Genomic DNA, 24714 nt, shown 5'->3' on the forward strand with positions numbered 1-24714 from the left:
ACACAGTGCGGAGGAAGCCCCCCTCACCCGGCGCTGCGCGCCGACCTCTCCCCCGAAGGGAGAGGTGACGCCCGCTGCGAGTTCGCGCCACCTAGTCATCGATCACCACCGAATGCGGCACGCGTCCCACCGGTACCGACTGGATCGGTTTCATCGACGCCATGTCGATCACCGTGATGTCGTCCGACAGCCCGTTCGCCACATAGGCCCGTGTCTCATCGCTCGACAGATCCACCGACCAGGCCCGCTTGCCTACCAGCACATATTGCAGCACGGCGTGGGTCTTGCCGTCGATGATCGCCACGTGGTTGGCGCGTCCCAGGCTGAGCAGGACTTTCGAGCCGTCCCGGGTGACCGCCATGCCGACCGGGGTCACATCCTCCTCGCGGAAGCCCGGCGGCACGAAGATCAGGCTGTCGCCCTTGATCTCGTTGGTCGCCGTGTCGATGATGTAGATCTCGCTCGACAGCTCGCAGCTCACCCACAGTTCGGTTTGATCCGGCGTGAGGATGAAGCGGCGCGGCCGGGTGCCGACGAGGATGTTCTTGGTCACCGCGCCGGTCGCGGTGTCGACCACGTGCACCATGTCGGCGACTTCCGACGTGACATAGGCGGTCTTGCCGTCCGGCGTCACCAGCACCCCCTCGGGCTCGGCGCCGGTCGGGATGTCCTGGATCGACACCCGCGTCTCCATGTCGATCGCCTCGAGCCGGGAGTCCTCCTCGTTGGAGACGTAGATCACCTTCTCGTCGGGTGAGAAGGCGAACACTTCCGGCGACGGACCAGTGGGGATCGAATCCACCACCTCGAGGCTCGCCACGTCGATCACGTCGATCGCATCGTCGTCGCCGCAGGCGACGTACAGCAGTTCCCTGGCGGCATTGAAGTGCATGTCGCGCGGCCGGCGCGAGGTGGCGATGCGCTTGACCACGGCCAGCGACTGGTCGAGCACCACAACTTCATTGCCCTTCTCGGTAGACACGAAGATCATCCCCGTGCCCTTGGCGACGGCACGCGGCACCGCGCTCGCAGCGAGCAAGGCGGTCGCCGTCGCGACGAATGTCCGTCGGGTGAGCCTCATTTGACGATGAACTTCCCCTTCAGCCCGCGGTTCTCGTAACCCGGCACATAGATCTCATACTCGCCCGGCCGGATCGGCACGAAACTGATGTTGAAGGTGCCGGCATCGTCGAACTCCACCGAATAAAGGCCATAGCTCTTCACTTCTAGGTCGTTGACGACGATCTGGTTGATCCAGGAATTGCGGAACAGCTCGGGGGCCACCACGGCGATCTCCTCGTTGCCGTCGGAGGTAATGTCGAACTTGTAGTATTTTCCGGTTTCCAGCTCCCACACATCCTGGCTGAACTTGAGGTCGACGGTGTTGATCTCGAGTTTCAGGTCGGTGCCGTTCGCCGCGAGATTGCCTTCGGCCTGCGCCGCTCCGGCCAGCATCAGCACGGCGGTTGCAGCAGCGAAAATGGTCTTCATGATTGTGGCCCCCATAGGCAGTTTCGATCGGTGTTATCGCAATTTACAATCTGCTGTCCCGATGCGCGCCAGCAACCCGCGGGCCTCAATACATGATATAGCAAAGCCCAATGATCCCGGGTGCTAGCGCTGCACCCACCACTCGAATTCACGCGTTCCCAGGGAGGAACCATGCGCAAGATTCTACAGGCCGTTCTGCTGGGAATGATCCTCGCGATCGGCTTCACCTCCGGTGCCTTCGCCCAGCATGGCGAACCGGAAAAACTGTCGCTCGGCGTGCAGGCGACCGGCACGGTGAAATGGGAGCTCGCCGCCATGCAGGCGCTCGAGCTCGACAAGAAGCATCACCTGAAGCTCGAAATCCGCGACGTCGCCGACAGTAAGGCCGGCCAGATCGCGCTGCAGGCCAAGGAAGTGGACGTCATCCTGTCCGATTTCGTCTGGGTGTCGATCCAGCGCCACCAGGGCAACATGGTCACCATGGTGCCGCACTCGCTGACCGTCGGCGGGTTGATGGTCGATCCGGCCGCCGGCATTGCCAGCGTCGCCGATCTCAAGGGCAAGACCCTCGCCGTATCCGGCAGCCCGGTCGACAAGAGCTATGTCATCCTCGCTGCCGAGTACAACAAGCTGACCGGCGGCAACCTCACCGAGGATGCCGAGGCCAAGTTCGGCGCGCCGCCGCTCGTCAACGAACTGATCACCGGCGGCCAGGCCCAGGCGGCGCTCAACCTCTGGAACTGGAATTCGCGCGCCAAGCTGGCGGGCAAGACCGAGCTGATCTCGGTTGCCGCCATGCTCGCCGACCTCGGCGTTTCCGAAACCCCGCCCCTGCTCGGCTGGGCCTTCTTCGACGAGACCGGCCGCACCAAGAAGGCCGCCATCAAGGGCTTCCTCGATGCCAGCTTCGAGACCAAGCAGGCGCTGCTCACCGATGATGCGCTGTGGGACAAGATTCGCGACGTGATGAATGTCGGCGATGACGACAAGCTGTTCGCCCAGCTGCGTGACGACTATCGCGCCGGCATCGTCACCAAATACTCCGCCTCCAACATGAAGCCGGCCGAGGAATCCTTCGCCGTGATGGCCAAGTTCGGCGGCCCCGACGTCGTCGGAGACTCGACCGAGCTGGCCGATGGCACCTTCTGGAAAGGCTATCGCAAATAGCCGTTGAACTGCGCGACGGCAGGACCGCAGCCGTAACTCCCGACCGGCAGCAGCAGCGCGTGGCGAGGCGAGGCATCCCCCTCGAGCTCGTCAGCCTGCTGCTGTTGCTGTCCGCATGGCAGGTGCTAGCCATGCTGTTCCCGTCGCGGCTGTTCCCAACGCCCATCGATGTCGGCGCCCACGTCTGGACGCTGGCGACGACAGGCAAGCTCCTGCCGGACCTGGGCAAGACCCTGACCCGCGCCGTCATCGCCTTCATCATCGCCATGGCGCTGGGCACCGCCATCGGCATCGGGCTCGGCCGCTCGCGCGTCGCCGATCGGCTGTTCTCGGCTTGGGTGGTGGTCGGGCTCAACGTCCCGGCCATCGTCATCGCCATTGTGCTTTACATCTGGCTGGGGCTTACCGAGTTCGCGCTGATCCTCGCCGTGGTGCTCAACAAGCTGCCGCTGGTCATCGCCACCATTCGCGAGGGGGTGCGCAGCTTCGATCCGGCCTATGACGATCTCGGTCGCGCCTTCCGCATGCCGTTCCTGCGCCAGCTGCGGTTGATTTCCGTGCCACAGCTGATGCCGTTCGTGCTGGCGGCGGCCCGCACCGGGCTGAGTCTCATCTGGAAGATCGTCCTCGTTTTCGAGGTGCTGGGCTCGGATGGCGGCGTCGGTTTCCGCATCTCGGTGTTCTTCCAGTTCTTCGATATCAAGGGCATCTTCGCCTACACCACCGCCTTCATCCTGGTGGTCTTCGTCTTCGAATACCTGATCCTCCGCCCGCTCGAGCGGCGGGTGCTGAGATGGCGGCAGCCCCGATGAGTGGTCCCCGTCTCGATATCGCCATCGAAGGCAAGCGCTTCGACTTCCTGCCCGCCCCGCTGCTCGAGCGCTTCGAGCTGGCGGTCGAGCCCTCCTCGGTGGTGGCGCTGGTCGGCCCCTCCGGCGTCGGCAAATCCACCCTGCTGCGCATGGTCGGCGGCATCGACACGCTGTTCTCCGGCACCGTGCTGGTCGACGGCGTCCCCGCCGCGGCGGCGCCGCCCGCCGGCTTCGTGTTCCAGGATGCCCGGCTCCTCCCCTGGCTCACCGCGCTCGACAATATCCGTGCCGTCCGTCCCGAGACCAGTGCCGCCGATGCCGGCGAGATGCTGCGCCGGGTGGGGCTGGGTGGCTTCGAGCACTATTTCCCGCACGAGCTCTCGGGCGGCATGCAGCGCCGGGTCGCCCTGGCGCGAGCCTTCTCGGTCAACCCGCGCCTGCTGCTGCTCGACGAGCCCTTCGTTTCGCTCGACCGCACGCTGGTCCGCGAGATGGAGGAGGTGCTGTTCGCGCTGATCGAGACCAACCACCCTACCGTGCTGTTGGTCACCCACCTGCCCGAGGATGCCGCCATGCTGGCCGACCGCGCCATCGTGCTGTCGGGCCGCCCGGCCCGCATCGCCGCCGACTACCGTTTCGACGTGCCGCGCGGCGCCCGCAGCCCTGCCGAGCGCGAAGCCATCGCCAACCGGATCGCTGCCTCGGTCGGCGCCAGGGAGCCCACCTCATGACCAACCCCGTGCTGGCGCTTGCCGAGGTGCGAAAATCCTATGGCAGCAACGAAGCGCTGAAAGGCATCTCCCTCGACATCGCGCCCGGCGAGATCGTCGGCCTGCTCGGTCCGAACGGCGCCGGTAAGTCCACCCTGTTCCAGATCTGCTCCGGCCTGTTCTCGCCCGACGGCGGCACGGTTCGGCTGTTCGGCATGAGCTACCGGGACAAGGCGTCGGAGATCCTGAAGCGCCTCGGGGTGGTGTTCCAGTCCCGCTCGCTCGACCTCGACATGAGCGTGCGGGCCAACCTGAAATTCCACGGCAACCTGTTCGGCCTCTCCGGCAAGCTGCTCAACGAGCGGATCGACACCGCCGCGACGTTCTTCGCCGTCACCGACTTGATCGACAAGCCGGTGCGCACCCTCTCAGGCGGCAACCAGCGCCGCATCGAGATCGTCCGCGCCACCCTCAACATGCCGTCGCTGCTGCTGATGGATGAGCCTTCGGTCGGCCTCGACCCGACCACCCGAAAACTGCTCGGCCAGCACATCCGCGGCCTCCGCGACACGCACCAGACCTCGATCCTGTGGGCCACCCATCTGGTCGAGGAGGTGGAACACGCCGACCGCATCGCCCTGATCGTTGGCGGCAGGATCATCCGGGTCGGCACCCCGGCCGAGATCATCGCCGCGGCCGGAACGTCAACGCTGGGCGAGGCCTATATCGCGCTGACCGGGGTGAAGCCGGTGGCGGCTGGGGTGGAGTAGCTACTACGGCTGTTGGCTGTGGACCCCCACCCTTGATCCCTCCCCGCAAGGGGGAGGGAGACGCATACTGAGAAGCCAGTGTTTGGTCTCCCTCCCCCTTGCGGGGAGGGGACAGGGGTGGGGGGCGGCCGCCACCGGCGTATCGGTCATCACCGGCAGTTAACGATAGTTCCTCGGATCGGTCTTCCTGAATTCCCACGGCGCATCGATCTTCGCGCCCGGCTGGAACACCCCGATCTGGGCCGCCTTGGCTTCCTCTTCCTCGGCCAGGTAGTCGTCACCCTGCTCGACGAAAGCCCGGGCCATCCCCTGCCGCACCAGCTCGGCGCCGATATCCTTGCCCGCCGAGGTGCAGACGCCGTAACGGCGATTGAACTTGTCGGGCTCGCCCGGAGTGAGCGTGCAGCTCGCCTCGCCCGAGCCGATCAGCTCGCCCAGCGCCTGGCGCGCTGCGCCGTAGCAATCCCACAGGAGCTCGCCGACATAGCATTTCTGCGGCCGCTCCGGCGCATCGACGGCCCACAGGATCACCCGCTGCTTGTCCACCATGATGATGTCGGCATCGACCACCTTGGCTGCGCCGCTCACCACTTCCTCGGCCGCGGCGCCCGACACCAGCAGCGTCAGCGCCAGCGCCGCAAGGCTCAGTCTGCTCTTCATCATTGCGTCTCCTGCACCCGCCCGTCCGGCAGGATGTTGCGTATGTAGGTTGCCGCGGCGAGCTGCTCGAGCTTCAGCCGGGCACGGGTGAAGCGGTTGTCGCTCAGCACCGCGCCGGCAAAATCGGCATTGTTGAGCGAAGCGCCATAGAAGTCGGTCAGCGACACCTTCGCGTGCTTGAAGCTCGCCCCCGGCGCGCTCGCCTCGAGGAAGCCGGCGCTGGTGATGGTGGCGCCGTCGAACCTGGTACGGCCCAGGCTCGCCTTCTCGAAGTTGGTGCGCTCCAGCGAGGCCCCTGAGAGATCGGCATTGTTGAGCCGCACCTCCTTCATCACCGCCCAGTCGAGATCGGCGCCGCTCAGGTCGGCGCCGGTCAGCCGGGCGTGCTGCATGCGCGTCGCGGTGAGATCGGCGTGGCTGAACCTGGCGCCCGACAGCTGCGCCTCGTAGAACATCGCGTCCTTGAAGTGCCCGCCGCTCAGGTCGGCCCCGGCCAGGTCGGCGAGGTTGAAGTTGGCCCCTTCCGCCATCACCCCTGAAAGGTTGGCGCCTTTGAGGTTGGCGCGGTGGAAGCTGGCATTGCTGAGATTGGCGCCGCTCAGGTCGACACCGGCAAGATCGAGCTTCTTGAAGCTCTCATTGCTGAGGTCGCAGCCGCGGCACTCCTGACGCGTCCCGCTGCGCAGCTCGTCCGCCGGGCTCGCCAGCGCCGCGCCCGGCGCCAGCATCAGGAGCGCCAACAGCGTCTTTCGCATCATCTGTATGCCCCTCACCTTCAGCGCACCGGCCGGGTATCCGGCTCGTAGGGTTTCTGCACCACTTCGAGCCGGGTTGCCGACTGGAAGTAGTTCTTGTTGACCTGCTGGGTCTCGAGGTTGATCGAAGTCTGACCCTTCTTGCGGAAATAGGTGGCCTCGAGCCGCATTCGCGCGTCGCCCTCCGGACTGTCGGCCGTGCAGATCTCGTGGACGAAGATCTTGCCCACTGGCAGCTGTCCGTCGGTCGGCGGCAAATCCTCGCAGCTCTGCGCCCAGCGTCCGTAACGCGACTTGAGGTTGCGCGACAGCGTCATCGCCACCCGCCGCTCGCGGTCGCTTGCCCGTTCGTCGGTGACCACCCGGATACCGCGGGCGATGCCGCCGGCATCGATCAGCACCGAGAACACGACGGGGTGGGCATAGATCGAGTTGCCGCCCTGCATGACGCGGTACTCGGTCTCCAGTGCCTTGGCGATGGTGTCGGCCTCGTCGTCGTTGGTGAAGTAGACCTCGTGCAGCCCGCTCGGCTCCGCCGCGCACTTTTCGAACTCGGCGAAGCTCTTGAGCGGCGTGGAGGGCGGCCCGCCATTGGTGCCGCAGGCGATCTCGGCGATCTCGGCGGGCGGAATCTGGCTGATCGGCTCACCGAACTTGATGTCCCAGATGGTGTATCTGGGCACGAGGTTCGCATCGAACTGCGCCAGTGCCGGCGGGGTCGCCGCCAGCACGCCGCACAAGACGATGGAGAGCGGCAGAAGACCGAGCCGCATGGCCTACTTCTTCAGGAACGCGCAGGACTTCTCGGCCGAGGCGCCGAAGTAGAACGCACAATCCTCGTAGGTCGCCTTCGGCTGACCCTGGATGTGGGTCTGGATGTAGGCGACGAGGCTGATGATGTCTTCCTTCTTCAGCGACTTGCCCTTGTGCGGCATCTGGCCGGCCTCGAAATCGGCTGCCTTCATGCCGTAGCAGCGGTCATCCTTGTAGGCCTGCGCATCGTGATAGGGCATCGCCGTGCCCGGGATGCCGCAGCTGATGATTTCGATGAAGCCCTGCGCATCGAGGCCGGAGTCACGCAGCAGCGCCGCGTTGCCTTCCGAGCGCGGGTTCTTGCCCAACCCGTTGCCATCCCAGCCGTGGCAGGAGACGCAGTTGCCGCCGCGGCTGCCATAGACGATGACGCCGCGGTTGACATCGGCGCCCGCCAGCAACGGATCGAGTTCGGCCGCGGCTGCGTCGGCCGCAGGAGCCTGCGGGGCGGCCGCCTCGGCGGCGGGCGCAGCGGCCGGCGACTGGGCGGCGAGGATCGCCAGCGGCGTGGCGGCGAAGAGGCCTGCCGCGAGCAGCAGTGCCACGGATTTCCGGGACAGGAACGACATCTCTCGAGTTTCTTTCTTCAATGAGCTGTGCCGGGCGGTGGAACCGCCCGGCATCTGACTATCGGCGATGCTCTCGGCCCGCTGTCAGAGCGAGAACACGTAGAGGACGTTGGCCGCAGGACGATTGGCGAGTTCAGGGTATCCGAAGGTCGTCACCGGGCTGCCGCCGGCGGCGATCGCGATATACTCCTTGTCGCCGATCTTGAAGGCGATCGGCGGGGCGCTGAACGTGCCACCCATGTTGATCGACCACTTCTGCTCGAGCGTCTTGGCGTCATAAGCGCCGAACGTGCCATCCATCTCGCCGGTCCACACCAGGCCCGGAGTGGTCATCACGCCGGCATAGTTCGGATACGGACGCTCGATCTTGGCCACCTGCTTGCCGGTGGTGACGTCGAACGAGAAGATCGCACCGGTCTGCGCACCCGAGGCAGCGGCCGCGCCGCCGGTGAAGGTGCTGGCGCCCGGCGCCACGTCTTCCGGCGACTTGGCTTCGACCGTCAGGTCGGAGCAGCCTTCGATGCCGGCGCCGTAGGCGATGTTGCTCGAGCTGTCGACGGCCGGAGGCCAGAAGTTCATGCCACCCTGGATGTTCGGGCAGGTATTCACCGTCTCGCCGCCGCGACGCATCGTGCCGTTGGCATAGACCTGCAACGGCTTGGACGCATCATACTCGACCGGCTTGCCGGTCTTGGGGTCGATGCCCTTGGTCCAGTTCAGCTTCGACACATAGGGGTTGGCGGCAATGAACGAGCCATTGGTACGGTCGAGCGTGTAGAAGATGCCGTTGCGCCCGAAATGCGCCAGCACCTTGCGGTCTTCGCCATCGACCTTGGCATCGACGAGCAGCTGCGCGCCGACTTCGTCATAGTCCATGTAGTCGCCCGGGGTGTACTGGAAGTGCCACTTCAGCTCGCCGGTGTCAGCGTCGAGCGCCACGGTCGAGTTGGAGTAGAGGTTGTCACCCGGACGATATTCCGGATCGTACATCGGCACCGGGTTGCCCGTGCCCCAATAGGTGGTGTTGGAGGCTTCGTCGTAGGAGCCCGTCACCCAGGTCGCGGCGCCGCCGGTCTTCCAGCAATCGGGGTTGCCGGACTGGTCGCAGAGCCAGGTTTCGGAACCCGGCTGGCCGGGCTCGGGAACGGTGTAGAAACGCCACACCTCTTCGCCGGTCTTGGCGTCGAGCGCCGCCACCCAGCCGCGCGTCGCCCAGTCGCCATAGGACTGGCCGACGAGGATCTTGTCCTTGATCACCAGCGGCGCGTTGGTGAAGCCTTCACCCGGCTCCTTGCCGACCTGCTGGTCCCAGACCACGTCGCCGGTCTCGTCGTCGAACGCCATGACGCGGCCATCGTTGAGCGCGGTGATCACCAGGTTGTCGACCAGCGCCAGACCGCGCGAGGCGAGCAGGATGCCGCGGCTCGGATCCTTGTCGACGCCGGTATCGCCGACCCACACGGTCTTGCCCTGCTTGCCGTCCGAAGCGTCGATCTTGTAGGGCGTGCCCCACGGGTCGGTGATGTAGAGGAAGCCGTCTTTGGCGAGCGGGGTCGCTTCCATCGAGCCGGCGCCGAACCCGGCAGGCTCCGAACCGCCGAGCGGCACGGCGAAGGCAAGCTTCAGCCCCGAGACGTTCTCCGCAGTGATTTCGCTCAGCGGCGAATAGCGATGCGCGTCATAGGTGCGGTGCACCATCAGCCAGTTGCCGGCTTCCGCTTCGCTGCCTGCGGCGGAAAGCCGCGCGGCGGTCACGTCCGCAGCCAGGGCCATCCCCGGCAGGACCAGCATGCTGCCCGCCAACATGACGGACATCAGGTGTTTCAGGTGCATTCGTCTCCCCCTTCAGGATCGGTTCTTGTTGGCACTCCGGCGCCACATAAGACCGATGCGCGGGGAAGTTTGCCTATGTCATCTATTGGAAATTCTGTTGCACCCCGGCGGCGACGCGCAGCCCGGCGACCTCCTTGTCGGCGCGGACGCGTTCCGGCACCGGCAGCTCCAGTACGGTATCGGCGGGGACGTTCTGGGCATATTCATGCCGGCAGAAGTCGGTGAGCCGCCTGAAGATGTTCGCGTAACCCGGCAGCGTCATCAGGTGCTTGGGCATGGCGAGCACGATGGAGCGATCCATTCCGCCCAGCGTGTAGATCCTGATGCGTGAGCGGACCGAGTTGGGCAGGCTCGGCACCAGCGACAGCGGCACATGCGTCGTCGCGAGGCCCTCGGCCACGATGTCGGTCGCCGCCACATAGGTCATCGCCGAGAAGGCCGGCGTCGCATAGGGCAGGTTGGCGCGATACCAGGCATCCGAGACCGGCCGCATCGGCACATTGGCGCTGATCTCGACATAGCGGGTCAGCGAATGGTCGAGCTGGCTCGCCTTCACTCCTTTGGCCAGCGCCTTCTCCACCATCCCGGGCGGCAGTTCCGCCGGCACCAGCAGCACCATCGGATCGCGGAACAGCAACGCGGTGGCGAAGCTCGACCGGTCTTCGGCCAGCGCATCGTCGTTGACGATCACGCAGTTGAGCTGATGCAGCCGCAATTGCTCCACCAGTTCGCTGCTGGTGGTCGAGTAGCTGACCTCGAACTTGGCAAAGCCCTGTTCTTCGCTGGCGATGCGCGCCGCGGCCGACAGAAACCGGCCGCGCAGGGTCGGGCTGAGCCCGATCCTCAGGAACACCCGGCTGTCGACATAGCGCTTTTCATGCTCGTCGATCGCCTGGTCGAACTTTCTGAGCACCTCGTCGGAAAACTTGAACCAGTACTCGCCCGACGGCGTCAGGCTGACGGTTCCGGTGCGGTTGCGATTGATCAGCTGCGTGCCCAGCCGCTCCTCGAGCTTGGCCAGTTGCTGGCTGATCGAGGGCTGGCTCAGCCCGACGCGCCGCGACGCCTTGGTGATCGATCCTGCGATCACCACGGCGCGGAAAATCTGCATCTGCTTGAGGGTGATATCCATTGTGGCCCTGGAATGGTGGGCGCCTATGTCATCACAATACGACACATTCGATAAGGCAATATAAGGTCGCATACCCCCCATTTGCGGGGGATGAAAAACGCCCTCCCCGTTTCCGGAGAGGGCGTTGATAACGCTGTCAGATTCGACTTACTGCGCCGCGGGTGCGGCCGGGGCAGCGCCATCGGTCGCCGCCGGAGCGGCAGCTTCGCCAGCCGCCGGGGCGGTGGAGAAGGTCTGCAGATAGGCCACCAGGTTGTCGATGTCGGCCTGCTCCTTGAGCCCCGGGAAGCTCATCTTGGTGCCCTTCACGAAGTCCTTGGGCTTGGTGAGGAACTGGTGCAGCGTCTCGGATGTCCAGACGAGGCCGCCGGCGCCGGCATCGGTCATCGCCTGCGAGTACTTGAAGTCGGGCGCCGTGCCGGCGACCCGGCCGAACAGCTCGTTGAGCTCCGGACCGACCTTGTTCTTGGCGCCTTCTCCCACCGCGTGGCAGGAGGCGCACTTCTTGAACACGTTGGCGCCCGCCGCCGCGTCACCCTGGGCAAAGGCCGATCCCGCGAGCAGGGCCGACATCACCAAACCAAGAGCCAGAACTTTCATTCGTATTCCTCCAAACAGCCGCGGGACGCGCCCGCGGGCTCAGTCACATGGGCCAATCTCTGGCGGGCACAAAGGTTGCAAGTCAAGCGACTGCACGTCGCAGGGGGCTGAAAACCACGCTCACGCCGGCCCCGCCGAGCGCCGGTGGCACATGGCTTGCTTGATCCTCTCTCGCCGGACCGGCAGAGCCGATGGCGAGGACCGCGACCTGCAGTCGGCATTTACGAATGCCGGCTCCGTAACCTGCGGATCCCCATGAACACCAGCAACACCACCACTGGCGCCGAGACCGCCAGCATCTCGCCCTTGGTGAAGGGCAGCACCTCGTGCAGCCCTTCGAAGATATAGCCCAGGATTCCCAGCGCGTAATATGAGATGGCGATGATCGACAGCCCTTCGACCGTCAGCTGCAACCGATACTGGCTGCGGCCGGTCTGGCTGATGGCGTCGAGCACCGAGCGGTTCTGCGTCTGGATCGACAGGGTGATCCGCGCATCGAGCAGTTCGATCGACCGCCGCACCTTGTCGGTCAGCGCGCTGAGGCGCTTCTCCATCGCCTTGCAGGTGGCGAGCGCCGGCTGCACCCGGTTGTTGAGGAAGCGCTCGATGGTGGTGAATTCCCCGATCGCATGCTCGCGCAGCCGGGTCAGCCGTTCGGCCAGGACCTCGCCATAGGCCTGCGTCGCGGCGAAGCGGAAGCTTGTCTCCTCGACGGTGCGGCTGATATCGAGGCTGAGCTTGTGCAGCGCCGCCAGCGATTGCTGGTGATCCTCGGCGCTGTCGCTGCCCTCGCCCACCCCGAGCATGATCCCGGCCAGCTGCCGCTCATAGTCCGACACCCGGCCGCCTGCCTCGCGCGCCAGCGGCAGCCCGATCAGCGCCATCGTCCGGTAAGTCTCGATCTCCAGCAACCGCCGTACGATCACGCCGATTCTGAGCGCGCCGCTTCGCCCGGCCGCCACCTCGAAGCGGGTAAAGCCGTCCTGGTCGAGGTGAAAATCGGTCGCCGCCTGCGCTCCGTCATCGAAGATCGACGAATAGCAGAGGCTCAGCGGGTTGAAGCCGGCGAGCGCCGCCTCGGCGATCGTCTCAGTCGGCATCACGTCGATGCGGGTGGCGAACACCAGCAGCAGCTTCTCATGCAGCTCCAGCCCGATCCCCGCGGGCCTCGCCTCCCAATCGTCGGTCGGCCCGCTCCAGGTGATGGTGGCGAATTCGTTGTGCAGCTCCCAGGTCACCTGCCGGCCCTCGCGCTCGAACGCCAGTTGCCGGGCCCAGGCCGGCCCCTCTTCGGCCACGCCCGCCACCCGGGCCATCTCGACATGCACCGCCCTGAGGTCGCTGCCGCCATCGGCGCTCATGAAGGCCAGGCGCCGGATGCGGATCGGCGGGGTCATTCCCAGCACCGGCCGGGCATGCGTCTCCGCATCGATCAGCCGCCGATATCTGTGCTCGCGCCACTCAGTCACTGCCCGCTACCTCTCAACTGTCCCCGAGGGGGATCCGCCCATGCCGCCAGCCTGAACGCTGTCGGCTGGCGCAGCAATCGCCACTTTGTCGCGCCGGCGTCGACCGACGTTGGCATTTCCAATGCGATGCATAGGCAGAGGCGATTGGCGCGCCATGCTAGCGGTGGCGGCAACCTGAATGAATGCGCTCACCGTCCCGGACGAGGCGAGCCGCCCGGGTCTGGAGGAAGGGTTTTGGACGACGTTAAGTCCGCGGTCATCGGACCGCCTGTCGAACGGCGCGACTACAACCCCGTATTGCGCTGGCTGATCGTCAACGTGCTGGTGGCCATCGGGCTGCTGACCCTGTGGCAGCTCGGCTTCCTCGGCTCGGTGCTCGAATCCGACCACACCCGCATTTCGCTGCTGATCTTCGCCATCTTCGTCATTACCAGCCTGCATTGCCTGGTGCAGGCGATCGACATCAGCCGCGAACTGATCGCCGCGCGCCGCGCCCGCGCCGTCATCGAAGCCGAGGGGGCTTCCGGCTTCCGTCTCGCCGGCAACAACGTGCTGACCGGCGCCGGCACCCTGCTGGCGCCCGGCGTTTTCACCACTCACGTCGGCAACCTGGTGAGGAAGGCCGAGATGCGCGGGCAGGGTCGGCTCGACCAGACCCTGTTGCTGCGCTCGGTCGCCGACAAGCTGCGGGCCCGCGAGAAGATCGGCCTGTTCGTCTCCGAGGGCCTGCTGCGCCTGGCGCTGCTCGGCACCGCCATCGGCTTCATCCTGATGCTGATCCCGATTGCCGGCCTCAGCTCGTTCGATGCCGAGACGCTGCGCGGCGCGCTGAGCGGCATGACCGGCGGCATGGCGGTGGCGCTCAACGTTACCGTCGCCGGCATCGGCACCGCACTGATCCTCAAGTTCCAGTATTTCCAGCTCGACGGCGCCATCGGCGAGCTGTTCTCGGGCATCGCCGAAGTCTCCGAAATCTACGTCGTTCCGGCGATCGAGCGGAGCCACGATGGACGGGCCTAGCCTCTTCACCGGCGGCGAGAGCGACGACGGCACGTTCGTCCCCTTCACCGATATCCTGTTCAACGTGCTGCTCGGCTTCACCATGATGGTGTTCGTCGCCTTCGCGCTGATCCGGCCGGACGCCAAGTCGGGCATCATCGATACCAATGCCGAGTTCATCATCACCACCACCTGGCCCGATGACAACGACGACGACATCGACACCTATGTGCAGGACCCCACCGGCAACGTCGTCTGGTACCACTCGATGCAGAAGGGCTTCGTCACGCTAGATCGTGACGATCGCGGCAACTACCTCGACGAAGTCACCGTCAACGGCGTCACCCACCACATCGCGCTGAACCAGGAGACGGTGTCGATCCGCGGCATCGTCCCCGGCGACTACGCGGTCAACATCTATCACTTCACCAACCCCTCGGCTGCCGCGGTGCCGGTGACGGTCAAGCTCGAAAAGATCAATCCCAAGCTGTCGGTAGTCTATTACGACACGCTGGTTCTCGATCACAAAGGCGACGAGAAGACCGTGGTCCGCTTCACCCTCGACAAGGACGGCACGGTCAGCAACATCAATACCGTGCCGGTCTCGCTGATCCAGGCGGTCCGCAAGTGAGCCCGCTGGTCATCGTCGGGGCGATCGCGCTGTTCCTGCTGCTGGCGCTGCTGCTGCTCAGCCTCAATCTCACCTCGTTGTGGAAGTGGTGGATCAAGGCGGGCGCCATCGTCGTGACGCTGGGCGCCGTCCTGGTGCTCTATTTCACCATGACCGGGCTGGTCGGCTGGGCCAGCTCCGGCGCCATGCCGAAGCGCTTCAGCCTGCTCGCCACCCGCATCGTCGAGCCCGACAAGCTCAACAACCTGCCCGGCGCCATTTACCTGTGGGTCGAGGAAGTCGACGATCGCCAGATCGTCATCAGTCCGCCCCGCGCCTTTGAAGTGCCCTACAAGGTCGAGATCGCCACCGAGGTCGCGTCGGCCCAGCAGCAGATCGAGGGCGGCGGCAAGGTGCTCGGCCAGTTCGCTGCCACCGGCAACGCCGAGACCAACGCCGCGCAGACCGCTCAGCAGCAGGGTAAGGGCGCCATCAACACCGACGGCAACGCCAACCTCTCGGCCGGCGGTGGCGGCGAAGGCGCCGAAAAGATCGGCGACCCCAGCGCCCTCACCTTCTCCGAAATGCCCCCCGTCGCACTGCCCGACAAAGCCGTCATCCGGATGGGCCAGTAGCCGGCGAGCCGGCACCGCCACAGCCGTTGAGCAGGGCCCTCAGGCTTTGCTCAACGCGTCGGCCGCATAGGTGAGCGCGTGCTCGACGGCGCGGATCTCGACCACCAGCGGCGCCACCTTGGGATCGGACTCCCAGGCCGAAAAGCCGCGCTGCCTCGCCAGTTCGGTGAGATCGGCCGCCCGCTGCCCAACAATGCCCGCCGCGGTGCGCGCTTCGCCCAAGGCGTCGGCCCGTACCGAGTCGGGCGTCTGCGGGTTATTGGCGAGGCCCTGCAGCCGCTTGGCGTTGATCTTCCACTGCCGCGCGAACTCCTCCGCCCGCTTCAGGCGGAACGAGATCACCGTATCGCTGAGTGCTGCCTCTCCCATGCCCCCCACCATTGATTCGGGTCGTTGCGGTGTCAATTCGGCACGCCGATTTTGATCGCCAGATGGCAACGGCGAGGGCTCGCACAGGAAAGACGCCCTGGAGCGTTCACGGCCAGGTTGATCGGCCGGGGAGAGCGAGGGACCTCAGCACCACCTTACCGGCCCATCACCGGGTCATCCCGCGAAAGCGGGGACCTCCGTTTGCCATGGTGCGTCGGGCAAAACAGAGGGAATGACCCGGTGATTAGGCACGGGGGCGGGCCAACCCCTGGGGTCCGTGTCTTCGCAGCTCCGACGGACGATCAGTCAGGCCGGCGGTGAAATGCCCTGGTGCAGCGGTTGGAGATCGGCGAGCAGGGTGGGCACCAGTTCGCTCACCGTGGGGTGCACGTGCATGGTGCCGATGATGGTGTCGACCGTGACCCCCGCCGCCATGGCTTCGAGCAGCGACTGCATCACCTCGTCGCCTTCGATCCCCAACAGCGCCACCCCGAGGATCTGCCGCGTCTCGGCATCGGCGAACACTTTCATGAAGCCGAGATTTTCCGCCCGCTCGTTGGCCCGGCTCACCCGCGTCATCGGCCGCACCGCCACCAGCGCCGGTCGGCCCGAGGTGCGCACCTCGGCCTCGTTCATCCCCGCCCGCCCCAGTGGCGGATCGATGTAGAGCCCATAGGCCGGCACCCGTTCGCTCACCTTGCGATCGGCGCCGTCGAGCAGGTTCTGCGACACGATCTCGAAGTCGTTGTACGAGGTATGGGTGAAGGCGCCGCGCCCGTTCACGTCGCCGAGCGCATAAATGTGCGGCTGGTTGGTCGTGAGTCGTTCGTCCACCGCGATGTAGCCTTCGGCATCGAGCGCCACGCCGGCCCTATCCAGCGCAAGATCCTCGACATTGGGCACCCGGCCGACCGCCAGCAGCAGGTGGCTGCCTTCCACCGTTGCGCTGCCGGCGCGATAGCTGACGGCCACCCCGTCCCCGCGCCGCTCGGCCGCCATGCAGCTCGCCTCGGTGATCACCCGGATGCCTTCGCCCTCGAGGATCTCGCGGATGGTCCGCGAGATGTCGGCATCCTCCTTGCCGGCCAGCTGCGCGCCACGCGCCAGCACCGTCACCTCGGCGCCGAAGCGGCGATACATCTGCGCGAATTCGAGCCCGATATACGATCCGCCCACGATCAGCAGGTGCTTGGGCAGCGTAGCGAGTTCGAGGATCGAGGTGTTGGTCAGATAGGGCACCTGCGCCGCCCAGTCCGGCACCACCGGCCGGGCTCCGGTATTGAGGAAGAACTGCCGGCCCTCCAGCCGCTCGCCATTCACCTCTACCGCATGGGGCGAGACGAATGCCGCCGAGCCGCGCAGCACCGTCAGCCCCTCGGTCGAACCCATCCAGTCGTCAAGCCCCTGGCGCGAAGCCAGCACCACCTTGTCCTTGCGCGCCTTGACCGCCGCCATGTCGACGCGCACCGGCCCGGTCAGCACGCCGAAATCCGCGGCCCGCCGCGCCAGCCACGCCACCCGTGCGCTCGCCACCAGCGTCTTGGTCGGCTGGCACCCGTCATTGACGCAGGTGCCGCCCATATGCCGGCGCTCGATCAGCGCCACCTGCCGACCCGCCGCCGCCAGCCGCGCCGCGAGGAACGGCCCCGCCTGCCCACCCCCAATGACGATGGCGTCGAACGATCGGTTCATGGCAACACTCCGCTGGCTGGGGCGGAGACCTTAGCGGCAGGCTCGGTCCGGGGGAACTGCGCCGCCCGGAGCTTCGTTCATAGCTCGCCTGCATCGACGGCCCTTCGCCTCGGCCGCACAGGCTGCTAGGCTCACCTGGTCTGCAATCAGGGTTGGCGCGCCATCCCGGTCGCGCCCCATGGCTCGGGGAATGACAATGCCCGCCAAATCGAAACCAGCCGACGCCGCCGCGATGGTCAGCGAGGACGCCATCCGGCAGCGCGCCTACTACATGTGGGAAGCCGACGGTCGGCCCGACGGCAAGCACGACCACTACTGGTCGCGCGCCCATCAGGAGGCCACCCAGGCCTATGCCGAAGCCACTGCCAAGGGCGTAGCCAAGGCCGGCAAGGGCAAGAGCCCTGGCGCCATTCCCGAAGCGGTGAAGTCGAAAACCCCGAAGGAAGGGAAATCGCTCAAGGCCAAGGCGGAAGCCAAGCCGACGAAGAAAGCGGCCACCAAGCCGCGCGCGGCGGCGGTGGCGGCCAGGCAGGCGAAGTAGAGGTTGTCGCGCCGGCTCATTTCCCGCGAAAACGCGGTAACTTGCGTTTGCGGCGCAGCCGAGGGAACCAGCGAACCCGCTTAGCGGGTAAACGACCTGTCGGCGTGGGAGAGGATGGTGGTCGGATGAGCTGGTGCCCGTACCCCTCACCCGTCCCGGCTTCGCCGGTCCACCCTCTCCCCGACGGGGAGAGGACTAGAGGTGATCGCCGCGCTCTCCGGATTCTTCTCCCCGTCGGGGAGAAGGTGGCCCGAAGGGCCGGATGAGGGGTAAGCCACGATCATCGAGGCGAACAGCAGCGACAATCCCAGCTCGCCGGCGATAGCTAGCGCCAATGCCCTTCGCGCGCGGGGGCCGTTGGCTCAGTCCTTGGCTGCGATGGCGATGATTTCGACCTTCAGCGAGGGATGCGCCAGCCGCGCTTCGATGCAGGCGCGCGCCGGCGGGTTGGCCGGGTCGATCCAGGCGTCGTAGACGCTGTTCATCGCCGCAAAGTCGCTGATGTTGTTGAGGATCACCTGGCAGAACAGCACCTTCGACTTGCTGGTGCCGGCCTCGGCCAGCAGCTTGTCGATGGTCGCCAGCACCTCGCCGGTCTGCTTCTCGATCGTGCCGTCATAGTCGGTCGCGACCTGCCCGGCGAGATAGACGGTGTTGCCGTGGACCACGGACATGCTCATGCGCTTGCCGGGCTGGTGACGGGTGATGCTCATCGAATGCTCCTCAAAGAATGGCGGAGCCTCTGTAGCGGCTGCGTCCCGCGGTAGGAAGCAGAACTTCCGCCGCACCTGCTTGCTCAGACCTCGGGTCCGGCCCAGCCCGGCAGATATGACGCATGCGGCGCATGCGCCAGCTGCAGCGCCGCGGACTTGTCGCCGCGGGTAGTCGGCCCAGAGGAATTCTGCGCAGGCATGCTGCCCTTGGCGTAGCCCCCGGCACGCCGCAGCTCCCCGGCCAGCGAGCGATAGGGGTCGTCGGCCGGGTCCTCGATATGTCTGGGGTTCCCCCATAGGGTTGGTGCCGGCCATGCGCCTCGAACGGATGCAGCCAGTTCCGGTTATCCATGAAGGTCCGGAAGGCGGGACGCTCCAGCTCGCTCAGGTCCGCCACGAGATTGACCAGCACGTGCTCCCCCCCTCTTACGATCTCCACCTGCTGCCCGCGCTCATCGCTGCATCCGACTGTTCTGCTCACAAGCTTGCCGTTCGCCCGTCGAGGCAACCACCTCCATCCAGCAGCGGTGTGCTTTGCGCGATGAAACGACGCTCTGTCGCCAATACTGACACGCGCTGTCAGGGTTAGTGGTGTAGCGAGACTTATGCGTGCCAGCCGCCTCCTCACTGTTCCGATGATCACAAGACCCGGGTGCGGACCGGCGCGGCGATGCCGGCCGGCGGTTTCCGTTGGCGCCGAAATGCGTTACCCATTCACCCTCCAACCCTCCGGTTCCCCATGAGCCCCTTCCACCAGATCCTCGGCAACAACCTCGTTGCCAACGTCACCAACTTCACGGTGTGGTTCGCGCTGACCTTCTGGGTCTATCTCGAGACCCATTCGGTGTTCGCCACCGGCATGATCGCCGGCGTCTACCTGGTGTTCACCGCCGCGTTCGGCATCTGGTTCGGCTCGATCGTCGACCACAATTCCAAGAAGCTGGCGATGCTGGGCTCGAGCGTCGTCTCCGCCATCTTCTACGCCCTGGCTCTGGCCGTGCTGCTGCTGGCGCCGCCTCGGAGCTTCACCAATCCCTACGATGCGTTGCTGTGGGTCTTCGTCTTGCTCGTCATGCTCGGCGTCATCGCCGGCAATATCCGCTCGATCGCGCTCCCCACCCTCGTCACCGTGCTCATCCCCGAGGATCGCCGCGACAAGGCCAACGGCCTCGTCGGCATGGTCAGCGGTATCGGCTTTCTCACCACCTCGGTGATCTCGGGCTTCCTCGTCGCCTGGGGCGGCATGCTGGCGGTGATGGTGCTGGCGCTGGTGGCAACGGCGCTGGTCTTCGTTCACCTGAGCCTGGTCAGGATCGACGAGGGCCGGGCCGAGCCCGACCCCGAAACGCCGGCCGAGCCGAAGCGGGTGGATCTCAAGGGCACCATCAAGGTGATCGGCGCCGTCCCCGGCCTGTTCGCGCTGATCCTGTTCGCGACCTTCAACAACTTCCTCGGCGGCATCTTCATGGCGCTGCTCGATGCCTACGGCCTGTCGCTCGTCTCGGTGGAAGTCTGGGGCCTGCTGTTCGGCGTGCTCTCCACCGCCTTCATCATCTCCGGCCTGGTCATCGCCAGGACCGGGCTGGGCAAGAAGCCGCTTCGTACCCTGCTGCTGGTGAACCTCGTCAGTTGGTCGGTGTGCTGCGTCTTCACGCTGCAACCCTCGATCTGGCTGCTTGGCGCCGGCATGTTCGTCTGGATGCTGCTCGGTCCCTATGCCGAGGCGGCCGAGCACACCACGTTGCAGAAGGTGGTGCCGCCGGAGCGGCAGGGCCGCGTCTTCGGCTTCGCCCAGTCCGTCGAGCAGGCCGCCTCGCCGCTCACCGCCTTCCTGATCGGACCGCTCGCCGAGTTCGTCTTCATCCCGTTCATGACCGTCGGGCTCGGCGCCGAACTGATCGGCAGCTGGTTCGGCACCGGCCCGGCCCGCGGCATCGCCCTGGTCTTCACCCTCGCCGGCATACTCGGCGTGGTGATCACCATCATCGCCTTCCGTTCGAAATACTATCGCCAGCTTTCCGAAGTCTATTCCCGCCCCAGCGAAGGCGAACCCGAAGCCGCGCCGGCGCAATAGGCGGCGCTTCCCGAACGAGGATCCGACAGCACCATGCCCACGCCCGCCTCCACGCGCGTCATCGACCGCCTGAAGACCGACCTGAGCTTCCAGATCTCGGTCGATACCGACAACTTGCCGCTGGGTCTGGCGGTCGCCGAGGCGGCGCTCGATGCCGGCGTCGACCTCGTCGAGATGGGCACCCCGCTGCTGAAGACCGAGGGGGTAAGGCACGTCGTTCCCGCCTTCCGCGCCCGCTTCCCCGAGGCCCTGCTGCTCGCCGACATGAAGACCATGGATGGCGGCAGCTTCGAGGCCCGCTCGGTGTTCGAGGGCGGCGGCAACATCATCGACTTCCTCGCCATTGCCGGCGAGGCGAGCGCCCGTGGTATCTGCGCCGTCCGCGACGAATACCGGCGAGCCAACCCGGAACTGCCGCGCCTGGTGTTCGCCGATATCCTGTTGCCGCACCAGGGTCCGGCCGACAAAGCCGTCGAAGTGGCGCTGCGCATGCTCGATGCGGGTGTCGACGGCATCGGCGCCCACCTGCAGCTCGATGCTCGCCGCGCCGACCCCAGCCTGTTCCACTCGAGCTATCTCGCCGACACGGTTGCGGCGGTCCATCAGCGGGTTGGCGCCGTCGCCTCGGTGCAGGTGGTCGGCGGCCTCTACCTCGAGCAGGCCATCGCGCTCGCCAAGGCCGGCCTCCGCGCCTTCGTCATCAGCGGCAACCTCGGCCTCCCGGACGCTCAGGCGCGCTATGCCGACCCGCCGGGCGAGATTCGCGACCATATCGCCGCCTTCATCGCCGGGGTTAAGGCCGCCGTATGAGCAAGCGGATGTCGAAGACCCTGGCGGCCGAAATCGCGACCCGCACCCTCGAAGTGATCAACCCGGCCAATCGGACCGTCGCAATGGCCGCGACGCTGCGGCGTCACGGCTTCGATCCGAACGTCACCGAGCTGCCGGCTAACCCGGCCGACCGCGCGGAGCTGATCGCCTGGCTGCTCGCGACCTACGCGCCGCGCGAATGATCGCCGTGGGCGGCGAGGCTCAGCTTGCCGCCAGCAGCGCTTTGATGGCGGCGCGCGCCTTGGGGCCAAGCTCGCCGTCGATCGGGCCGTCATAGCGACCGACATTGCTGAGAACCAGCTGGACCACCTGGCGCGTCTCGAGCGACAGTCTGGCCGCCCGCTCGATCAGCACGGGCTCGGAGAACTGCCTGCTTTCGACCAGCTCCATGAAAAGCCAGCCGGCGCGGGCGCTGTTGCGTGGTGTGCCCAGCCCCTCGTCGTAGATCTCGACCAGCCGCCAGCCGGCGCTGGTTCTGCCACCCTCATAAGCCTTTTGCGCCCATGTCCGCGCCTTCACCGGATCGGCATCGCCACCGCTTCCCTCCAGCAGATAGCCCGAGACAATCTCCATCGCTGCGTAGGATCCCATCTCGGCCGCCTTGAGATACATGGCGTTGCGCCGCACCGGATCGACCTCCCCGTCGGAGCTCTCGACATAGAGCCGCGCCAGGTTGTAGGCGGCCAGAGAGCTGTCGTTCTCGATCCCCTGCTGCAGCCACTCCCTGGCCTTGGCGAGGTCGGCCTCGACCCCCTGCCCGTTCTCATAGAGGCCGCCCATCATCGCATAGGCATCCTTCTCGCCCTGCTCGATCGCCTTTTCGAACAGGCTGCGGGCTCGTTCGTAGTCCCGGGGGCCGCCCTGTCCGTCGCGACACAGCAACCCCAGCCGCATGAAGGCTTTGCCGCGATCCCAATCTCCGTTGATGGCGAGCTCGAGGTACTTGCGGGCCTGCGCGTAGTCCTGCTCGACCCCCCGCCCCCACTGATAGAGCCAGGCGAGGCTGATCGCTGCGCTGTCGTCCTTGAGCTCGAGCGCCCGCTCCAGCCATTTGCGGGCCTGTACGTAGTCGCGCGGGCCACTGCCCTCCATGAAGTCCCGGCCCGTCGACGCCAGTCCGAAGGTCGACTCGTTGAGCACCGCGTAGCGCACCTGCCATTCCAGCGCGGCATCGTAGTCGACAGGCACGAAGGTGCCTGCCAGATACGCGTTGGCGATCGCATAGATCGCCTGCTTGTCGTTCCACCCAGCCGCCTTGAAGTAGAGTTCCCTGGCTTTTTCCGGATCGGGATCGGCAGCGCCGGCATAGGAGTCGGCGAGGCGCACCACGGCGCTGCGATCTCCCATGTCTGCCGCGAATTGCAACAGTTGGCGGGCCTGCTCGCGCTCGTCGTAGACGCTGCCCAGTTCGCTGGCGAAGTCGTAATAGGTGGCATCGAACCACCAGCCATTGTCCAACGCCCGGCGATAAAGCGTCAGCCCCGCATCGAAGTCCCCCGGCCGATCGATGCCGGCAATGGCGGACCGCGCCAGCTTCGACATCGCTTCGCTGCTGCCGGCCCTGGCCGCGTCCTCATACCATCGGTTGCCGGCCGCGTAATCGTACGCGGCCCCGTCCGGTACGCCATAGCCATACTCGAAATAGAGGTCACCCAGCTTGACCTTGGCGTCGATGCGCCCCTGTTCGGCAGCCTTGCTGAGCCATTGGTAGGCGAGATCCGGTTCGCCGCCGATCTCGTTCGAGCCGACCCACACCATGGCGTCGAGCTGACCCGCTTCAGCCGCCATCATGTAATAGCGGGTCGCCTCGTTGTAGCGCTCGGCCTCCTCGTTGAACCGGCCGAGGTCGCGCATCGCGGACGGTTCGCCCGCGGCAACGGCCTCCTTCAGCAGTTTTTCCGCGCGGACCTTGTCCGAGGGACCGCCCAGCCCGCGCCACAGCATCCCGGCCAGGTTGGTGTAGCCGAGCGAGTATCCCGCTGCGACGGCGCGCTCGAACCACTTGCGGGCCTCTTCGGGGGATTGCTTCAGCCGCCCGCCGTCGCGGTAGGCAAGGCCGAGCTCCACCATGGCCGGAGCCGCTCCGGCATCGGCGGCCTGAACCAGGTACTCGGTGGCCTTTGCCTTGTCCCGCGGCTCACCGAGCCCCCAAGAGGAGACGACTCCCAGTCCGTTGATCCCTTCCGGATCTCCCGCATCAGCGGCCTGCCGGAAATAGCCGCGCGCATCGCGCCCACGTCCGGCGCTGCGATGGATCCACCCCATCGCAACCATCAGTCTGGTGTCGGTGGGGTTGCGCCGCAGCGCGTCCGTGCAGATCGGCTGAGCCTTCTCCACGTCGATGGCGTAGCGATAGACCCCCTGGTAGTCGTCGCGCATGTCGTAGATGTCGGCGGTGAGCTTGAGGCAATCGTCGGCGGCCTCCCTGCCCGCCCGCGTCGCGGCCCCGCTGCTTGCCCCGATCGCGGGAGGATTGCTGGGGTCGATCGGACCGAAGATCAGGTCGCCATTGCTGCCGCGCGGCACGACGCCGAACTCCGGATTCTGCGGATAGAGGTCGCGATATTGCGGCATGTTGGCATTGACGAAGCCCATCACCTCGCTGCCGGTGATGTACTGGTCGTCATTGAGGTCGGCCTTGGGCGAGTCGAGCGCCGAGACCAGCAGCGCGCTGAACGCCGCGTCGGCAGGGATCTCCTGCAGCTCGTTGCCGGCGGTGAGGTATTGGCGAACCGGAGACTGCAGCGCGTCGCTGAGCAGGTAGCCAAGTGGATTGGGCTTGGGCGGCGCCGACAGCGTGGCGATCAGCTTGCCGGCCTCGCATGCCTCGAAGGCAAAGAACGCGTGCTTGACCCCCATCGTCTCGACCATGCCGACCAGCGACGCCGCCGAAACGGCCTTGCGGACGAACGCCTCCTCGTCCCACCTCCCCGGCGCATCGGTCGGCACCAGGTAGAGTTGCTGTCCGGCCGGGTCATCGACCGCACCGACGGTCGTGGCATGCCCGAAGTAATAGAAGAAGAATCGCGAGTTCTGGATCCGGCCATAGCTCTCGAACACCTCGGGCAGCACGTTGCGGAACTCCGCCTTGGTCAGGTCGCGCCAAACCATGACGTGGAAGCCGCGCGCCTCCAGCTTCTGGCGCAGCAGCGCTTCGCTCTTGTCGGCGCCCTCCTGCGCCGATTGCCAGCCGGAGCCCGAGTAATCGCCCTGTACGATCAGCACGGCGTGGCTTTCGGAGTACATCGTCCGGACCGTGCCGCCCTCATCGCGGATCGTCATCGCGGTGCCTTCCGCCCGCGGCGGCGTCTCGTAGTCCGGAGCGACCGTCCAGTCGACCTCGATGGCCCTTGCCGCGCCGGATGTCAGCCCCATCAGGCCGCCCATCACCAGACCAGTCAGAACAATCCATAACGATCGATACATGATACGCCGCCCCCCCATGGCCCGTATCGACTATACAGATGAG

At 66.1% G+C, this 24714-nt stretch carries 24 protein-coding genes and 2 pseudogenes; 11 read left to right on the forward strand and 15 right to left on the reverse strand.

Annotation, left to right across the window (positions count from 1 at the left end):
* Positions 1-91: 91 nt before the first annotated feature.
* Both APS40_RS10010 and APS40_RS10015 read right to left on the reverse strand, forming a co-directional pair.
* A complete protein-coding gene (locus APS40_RS10010; protein WP_055046908.1) occupies positions 92-1081 on the reverse strand; it encodes a PQQ-dependent catabolism-associated beta-propeller protein in 990 nt (329 codons plus the stop codon).
* Positions 1078-1491 carry a hypothetical protein gene (locus APS40_RS10015; RefSeq protein WP_055049620.1) on the reverse strand — a complete coding sequence of 138 codons (414 nt, stop codon included), beginning with the start codon at positions 1489-1491 and terminating at the stop codon, positions 1078-1080. Before APS40_RS10015 ends, APS40_RS10010 begins: the two co-directional genes overlap by 4 nt.
* 171 nt (positions 1492-1662) lie before the next feature.
* On the opposite strand from APS40_RS10015, the gene APS40_RS10020 reads away from it, so the two are divergent.
* The 4 genes and pseudogenes from APS40_RS10020 to APS40_RS10035 form a co-directional block, all read left to right on the forward strand.
* Positions 1663-2658, forward strand: coding sequence for an ABC transporter substrate-binding protein (locus APS40_RS10020; protein ID WP_055046909.1), 996 nt, complete (start codon positions 1663-1665; stop codon positions 2656-2658).
* 131 nt (positions 2659-2789) lie between these two features.
* Complete coding sequence (locus APS40_RS10025) at positions 2790-3470, forward strand: ABC transporter permease (protein WP_055049621.1); 681 nt, start codon at positions 2790-2792, stop codon at positions 3468-3470.
* A complete protein-coding gene (locus APS40_RS10030; protein WP_156342899.1) occupies positions 3467-4201 on the forward strand; it encodes an ABC transporter ATP-binding protein in 735 nt (244 codons plus the stop codon). Before APS40_RS10025 ends, APS40_RS10030 begins: the two co-directional genes overlap by 4 nt.
* A gap of 68 nt (positions 4202-4269) precedes the next feature.
* A pseudogene (locus APS40_RS10035) lies at positions 4270-4950 on the forward strand (ATP-binding cassette domain-containing protein); the annotation flags it as partial.
* A 159-nt stretch (positions 4951-5109) separates the two neighbouring features.
* Here APS40_RS10035 and APS40_RS10040 read toward each other — a convergent pair.
* From APS40_RS10040 to APS40_RS10075, 8 genes are all read right to left on the reverse strand, one after another.
* Positions 5110-5613 (reverse strand): thermonuclease family protein, encoded by a 504-nt coding sequence (locus tag APS40_RS10040; RefSeq protein ID WP_082434315.1) that lies wholly within the window; start codon positions 5611-5613, stop codon positions 5110-5112.
* Positions 5610-6368 carry a pentapeptide repeat-containing protein gene (locus APS40_RS10045; RefSeq protein WP_055046913.1) on the reverse strand — a complete coding sequence of 253 codons (759 nt, stop codon included), beginning with the start codon at positions 6366-6368 and terminating at the stop codon, positions 5610-5612. The genes APS40_RS10040 and APS40_RS10045 overlap by 4 nt, the downstream gene beginning before the upstream one ends.
* A gap of 17 nt (positions 6369-6385) precedes the next feature.
* A complete protein-coding gene (locus APS40_RS10050; RefSeq protein ID WP_055046914.1) occupies positions 6386-7138 on the reverse strand; it encodes a hypothetical protein in 753 nt (250 codons plus the stop codon).
* 3 nt (positions 7139-7141) lie between these two features.
* Positions 7142-7747 carry a c-type cytochrome gene (locus tag APS40_RS10055; RefSeq protein ID WP_055046915.1) on the reverse strand — a complete coding sequence of 202 codons (606 nt, stop codon included), beginning with the start codon at positions 7745-7747 and terminating at the stop codon, positions 7142-7144.
* Positions 7748-7831: 84 nt separating this feature from the next.
* Positions 7832-9580, reverse strand: coding sequence for a pyrroloquinoline quinone-dependent dehydrogenase (locus tag APS40_RS10060; protein WP_055046916.1), 1749 nt, complete (start codon positions 9578-9580; stop codon positions 7832-7834).
* A gap of 82 nt (positions 9581-9662) precedes the next feature.
* Complete coding sequence (locus APS40_RS10065; RefSeq protein WP_055046917.1) at positions 9663-10712, reverse strand: LysR family transcriptional regulator; 1050 nt, start codon at positions 10710-10712, stop codon at positions 9663-9665.
* Between the two features lie 147 nt (positions 10713-10859).
* A complete protein-coding gene (locus APS40_RS10070) occupies positions 10860-11312 on the reverse strand; it encodes a c-type cytochrome (RefSeq protein WP_082434317.1) in 453 nt (150 codons plus the stop codon).
* Positions 11313-11533: 221 nt separating this feature from the next.
* Positions 11534-12781 (reverse strand): DUF3422 family protein, encoded by a 1248-nt coding sequence (locus APS40_RS10075; RefSeq protein WP_055046918.1) that lies wholly within the window; start codon positions 12779-12781, stop codon positions 11534-11536.
* A gap of 234 nt (positions 12782-13015) precedes the next feature.
* Here APS40_RS10075 and APS40_RS10080 point away from each other — a divergent pair, with 234 nt between their 5' ends.
* Genes APS40_RS10080 through APS40_RS10090 form a run of 3 tightly spaced genes read left to right on the forward strand, consistent with a single transcriptional unit; the run spans position 13016 to position 15025 of the window.
* Entirely contained in the window at positions 13016-13801 is a 786-nt protein-coding gene (locus APS40_RS10080; protein WP_055046919.1) for a hypothetical protein, read from the forward strand.
* On the forward strand, positions 13788-14411 hold the full coding sequence (locus APS40_RS10085) for a hypothetical protein (RefSeq protein WP_055046920.1): 624 nt from the start codon (positions 13788-13790) through the stop codon (positions 14409-14411). The genes APS40_RS10080 and APS40_RS10085 overlap by 14 nt, the downstream gene beginning before the upstream one ends.
* Positions 14408-15025, forward strand: a complete 618-nt coding sequence (locus APS40_RS10090; RefSeq protein ID WP_055046921.1) for a hypothetical protein — start codon at positions 14408-14410, stop codon at positions 15023-15025. The genes APS40_RS10085 and APS40_RS10090 overlap by 4 nt, the downstream gene beginning before the upstream one ends.
* 39 nt (positions 15026-15064) lie before the next feature.
* On the opposite strand, the gene APS40_RS10095 is transcribed toward APS40_RS10090, so the two are convergent.
* On the reverse strand, positions 15065-15394 hold the full coding sequence (locus tag APS40_RS10095; protein ID WP_156342900.1) for a hypothetical protein: 330 nt from the start codon (positions 15392-15394) through the stop codon (positions 15065-15067).
* Positions 15395-15700: 306 nt separating this feature from the next.
* A complete protein-coding gene (locus APS40_RS10100) occupies positions 15701-17086 on the reverse strand; it encodes an FAD-containing oxidoreductase (RefSeq protein WP_055046923.1) in 1386 nt (461 codons plus the stop codon).
* Positions 17087-17282: 196 nt separating this feature from the next.
* Here APS40_RS10100 and APS40_RS10105 point away from each other — a divergent pair, with 196 nt between their 5' ends.
* A complete protein-coding gene (locus tag APS40_RS10105) occupies positions 17283-17627 on the forward strand; it encodes a DUF2934 domain-containing protein (RefSeq protein ID WP_055046924.1) in 345 nt (114 codons plus the stop codon).
* A gap of 362 nt (positions 17628-17989) precedes the next feature.
* Here APS40_RS10105 and APS40_RS10115 read toward each other — a convergent pair whose 3' ends face one another.
* Positions 17990-18340 carry a RidA family protein gene (locus tag APS40_RS10115; protein ID WP_055046926.1) on the reverse strand — a complete coding sequence of 117 codons (351 nt, stop codon included), beginning with the start codon at positions 18338-18340 and terminating at the stop codon, positions 17990-17992.
* Between the two features lie 83 nt (positions 18341-18423).
* Positions 18424-18983, reverse strand: a pseudogene (locus tag APS40_RS25595) (ParB-like protein).
* A gap of 96 nt (positions 18984-19079) precedes the next feature.
* Here APS40_RS25595 and APS40_RS10120 point away from each other — a divergent pair.
* Genes APS40_RS10120 through APS40_RS10130 form a run of 3 tightly spaced genes read left to right on the forward strand, consistent with a single transcriptional unit; the run spans position 19080 to position 21427 of the window.
* A complete protein-coding gene (locus tag APS40_RS10120) occupies positions 19080-20414 on the forward strand; it encodes an MFS transporter (RefSeq protein WP_055046927.1) in 1335 nt (444 codons plus the stop codon).
* A 33-nt stretch (positions 20415-20447) separates the two neighbouring features.
* On the forward strand, positions 20448-21224 hold the full coding sequence (locus APS40_RS10125; protein WP_055046928.1) for an orotidine 5'-phosphate decarboxylase / HUMPS family protein: 777 nt from the start codon (positions 20448-20450) through the stop codon (positions 21222-21224).
* Between the two features lie 8 nt (positions 21225-21232).
* Positions 21233-21427, forward strand: a complete 195-nt coding sequence (locus APS40_RS10130) for a hypothetical protein (RefSeq protein WP_055046929.1) — start codon at positions 21233-21235, stop codon at positions 21425-21427.
* Between the two features lie 19 nt (positions 21428-21446).
* Here APS40_RS10130 and APS40_RS10135 read toward each other — a convergent pair whose 3' ends face one another.
* Positions 21447-24620, reverse strand: a complete 3174-nt coding sequence (locus APS40_RS10135; protein ID WP_197279473.1) for a caspase family protein — start codon at positions 24618-24620, stop codon at positions 21447-21449.
* Positions 24621-24714 lie beyond the last annotated feature (94 nt).

It is taken from the genome of Devosia sp. A16 (assembly GCF_001402915.1).
In the GTDB taxonomy this organism is placed as follows: Bacteria; Pseudomonadota; Alphaproteobacteria; order Rhizobiales; family Devosiaceae; genus Devosia_A.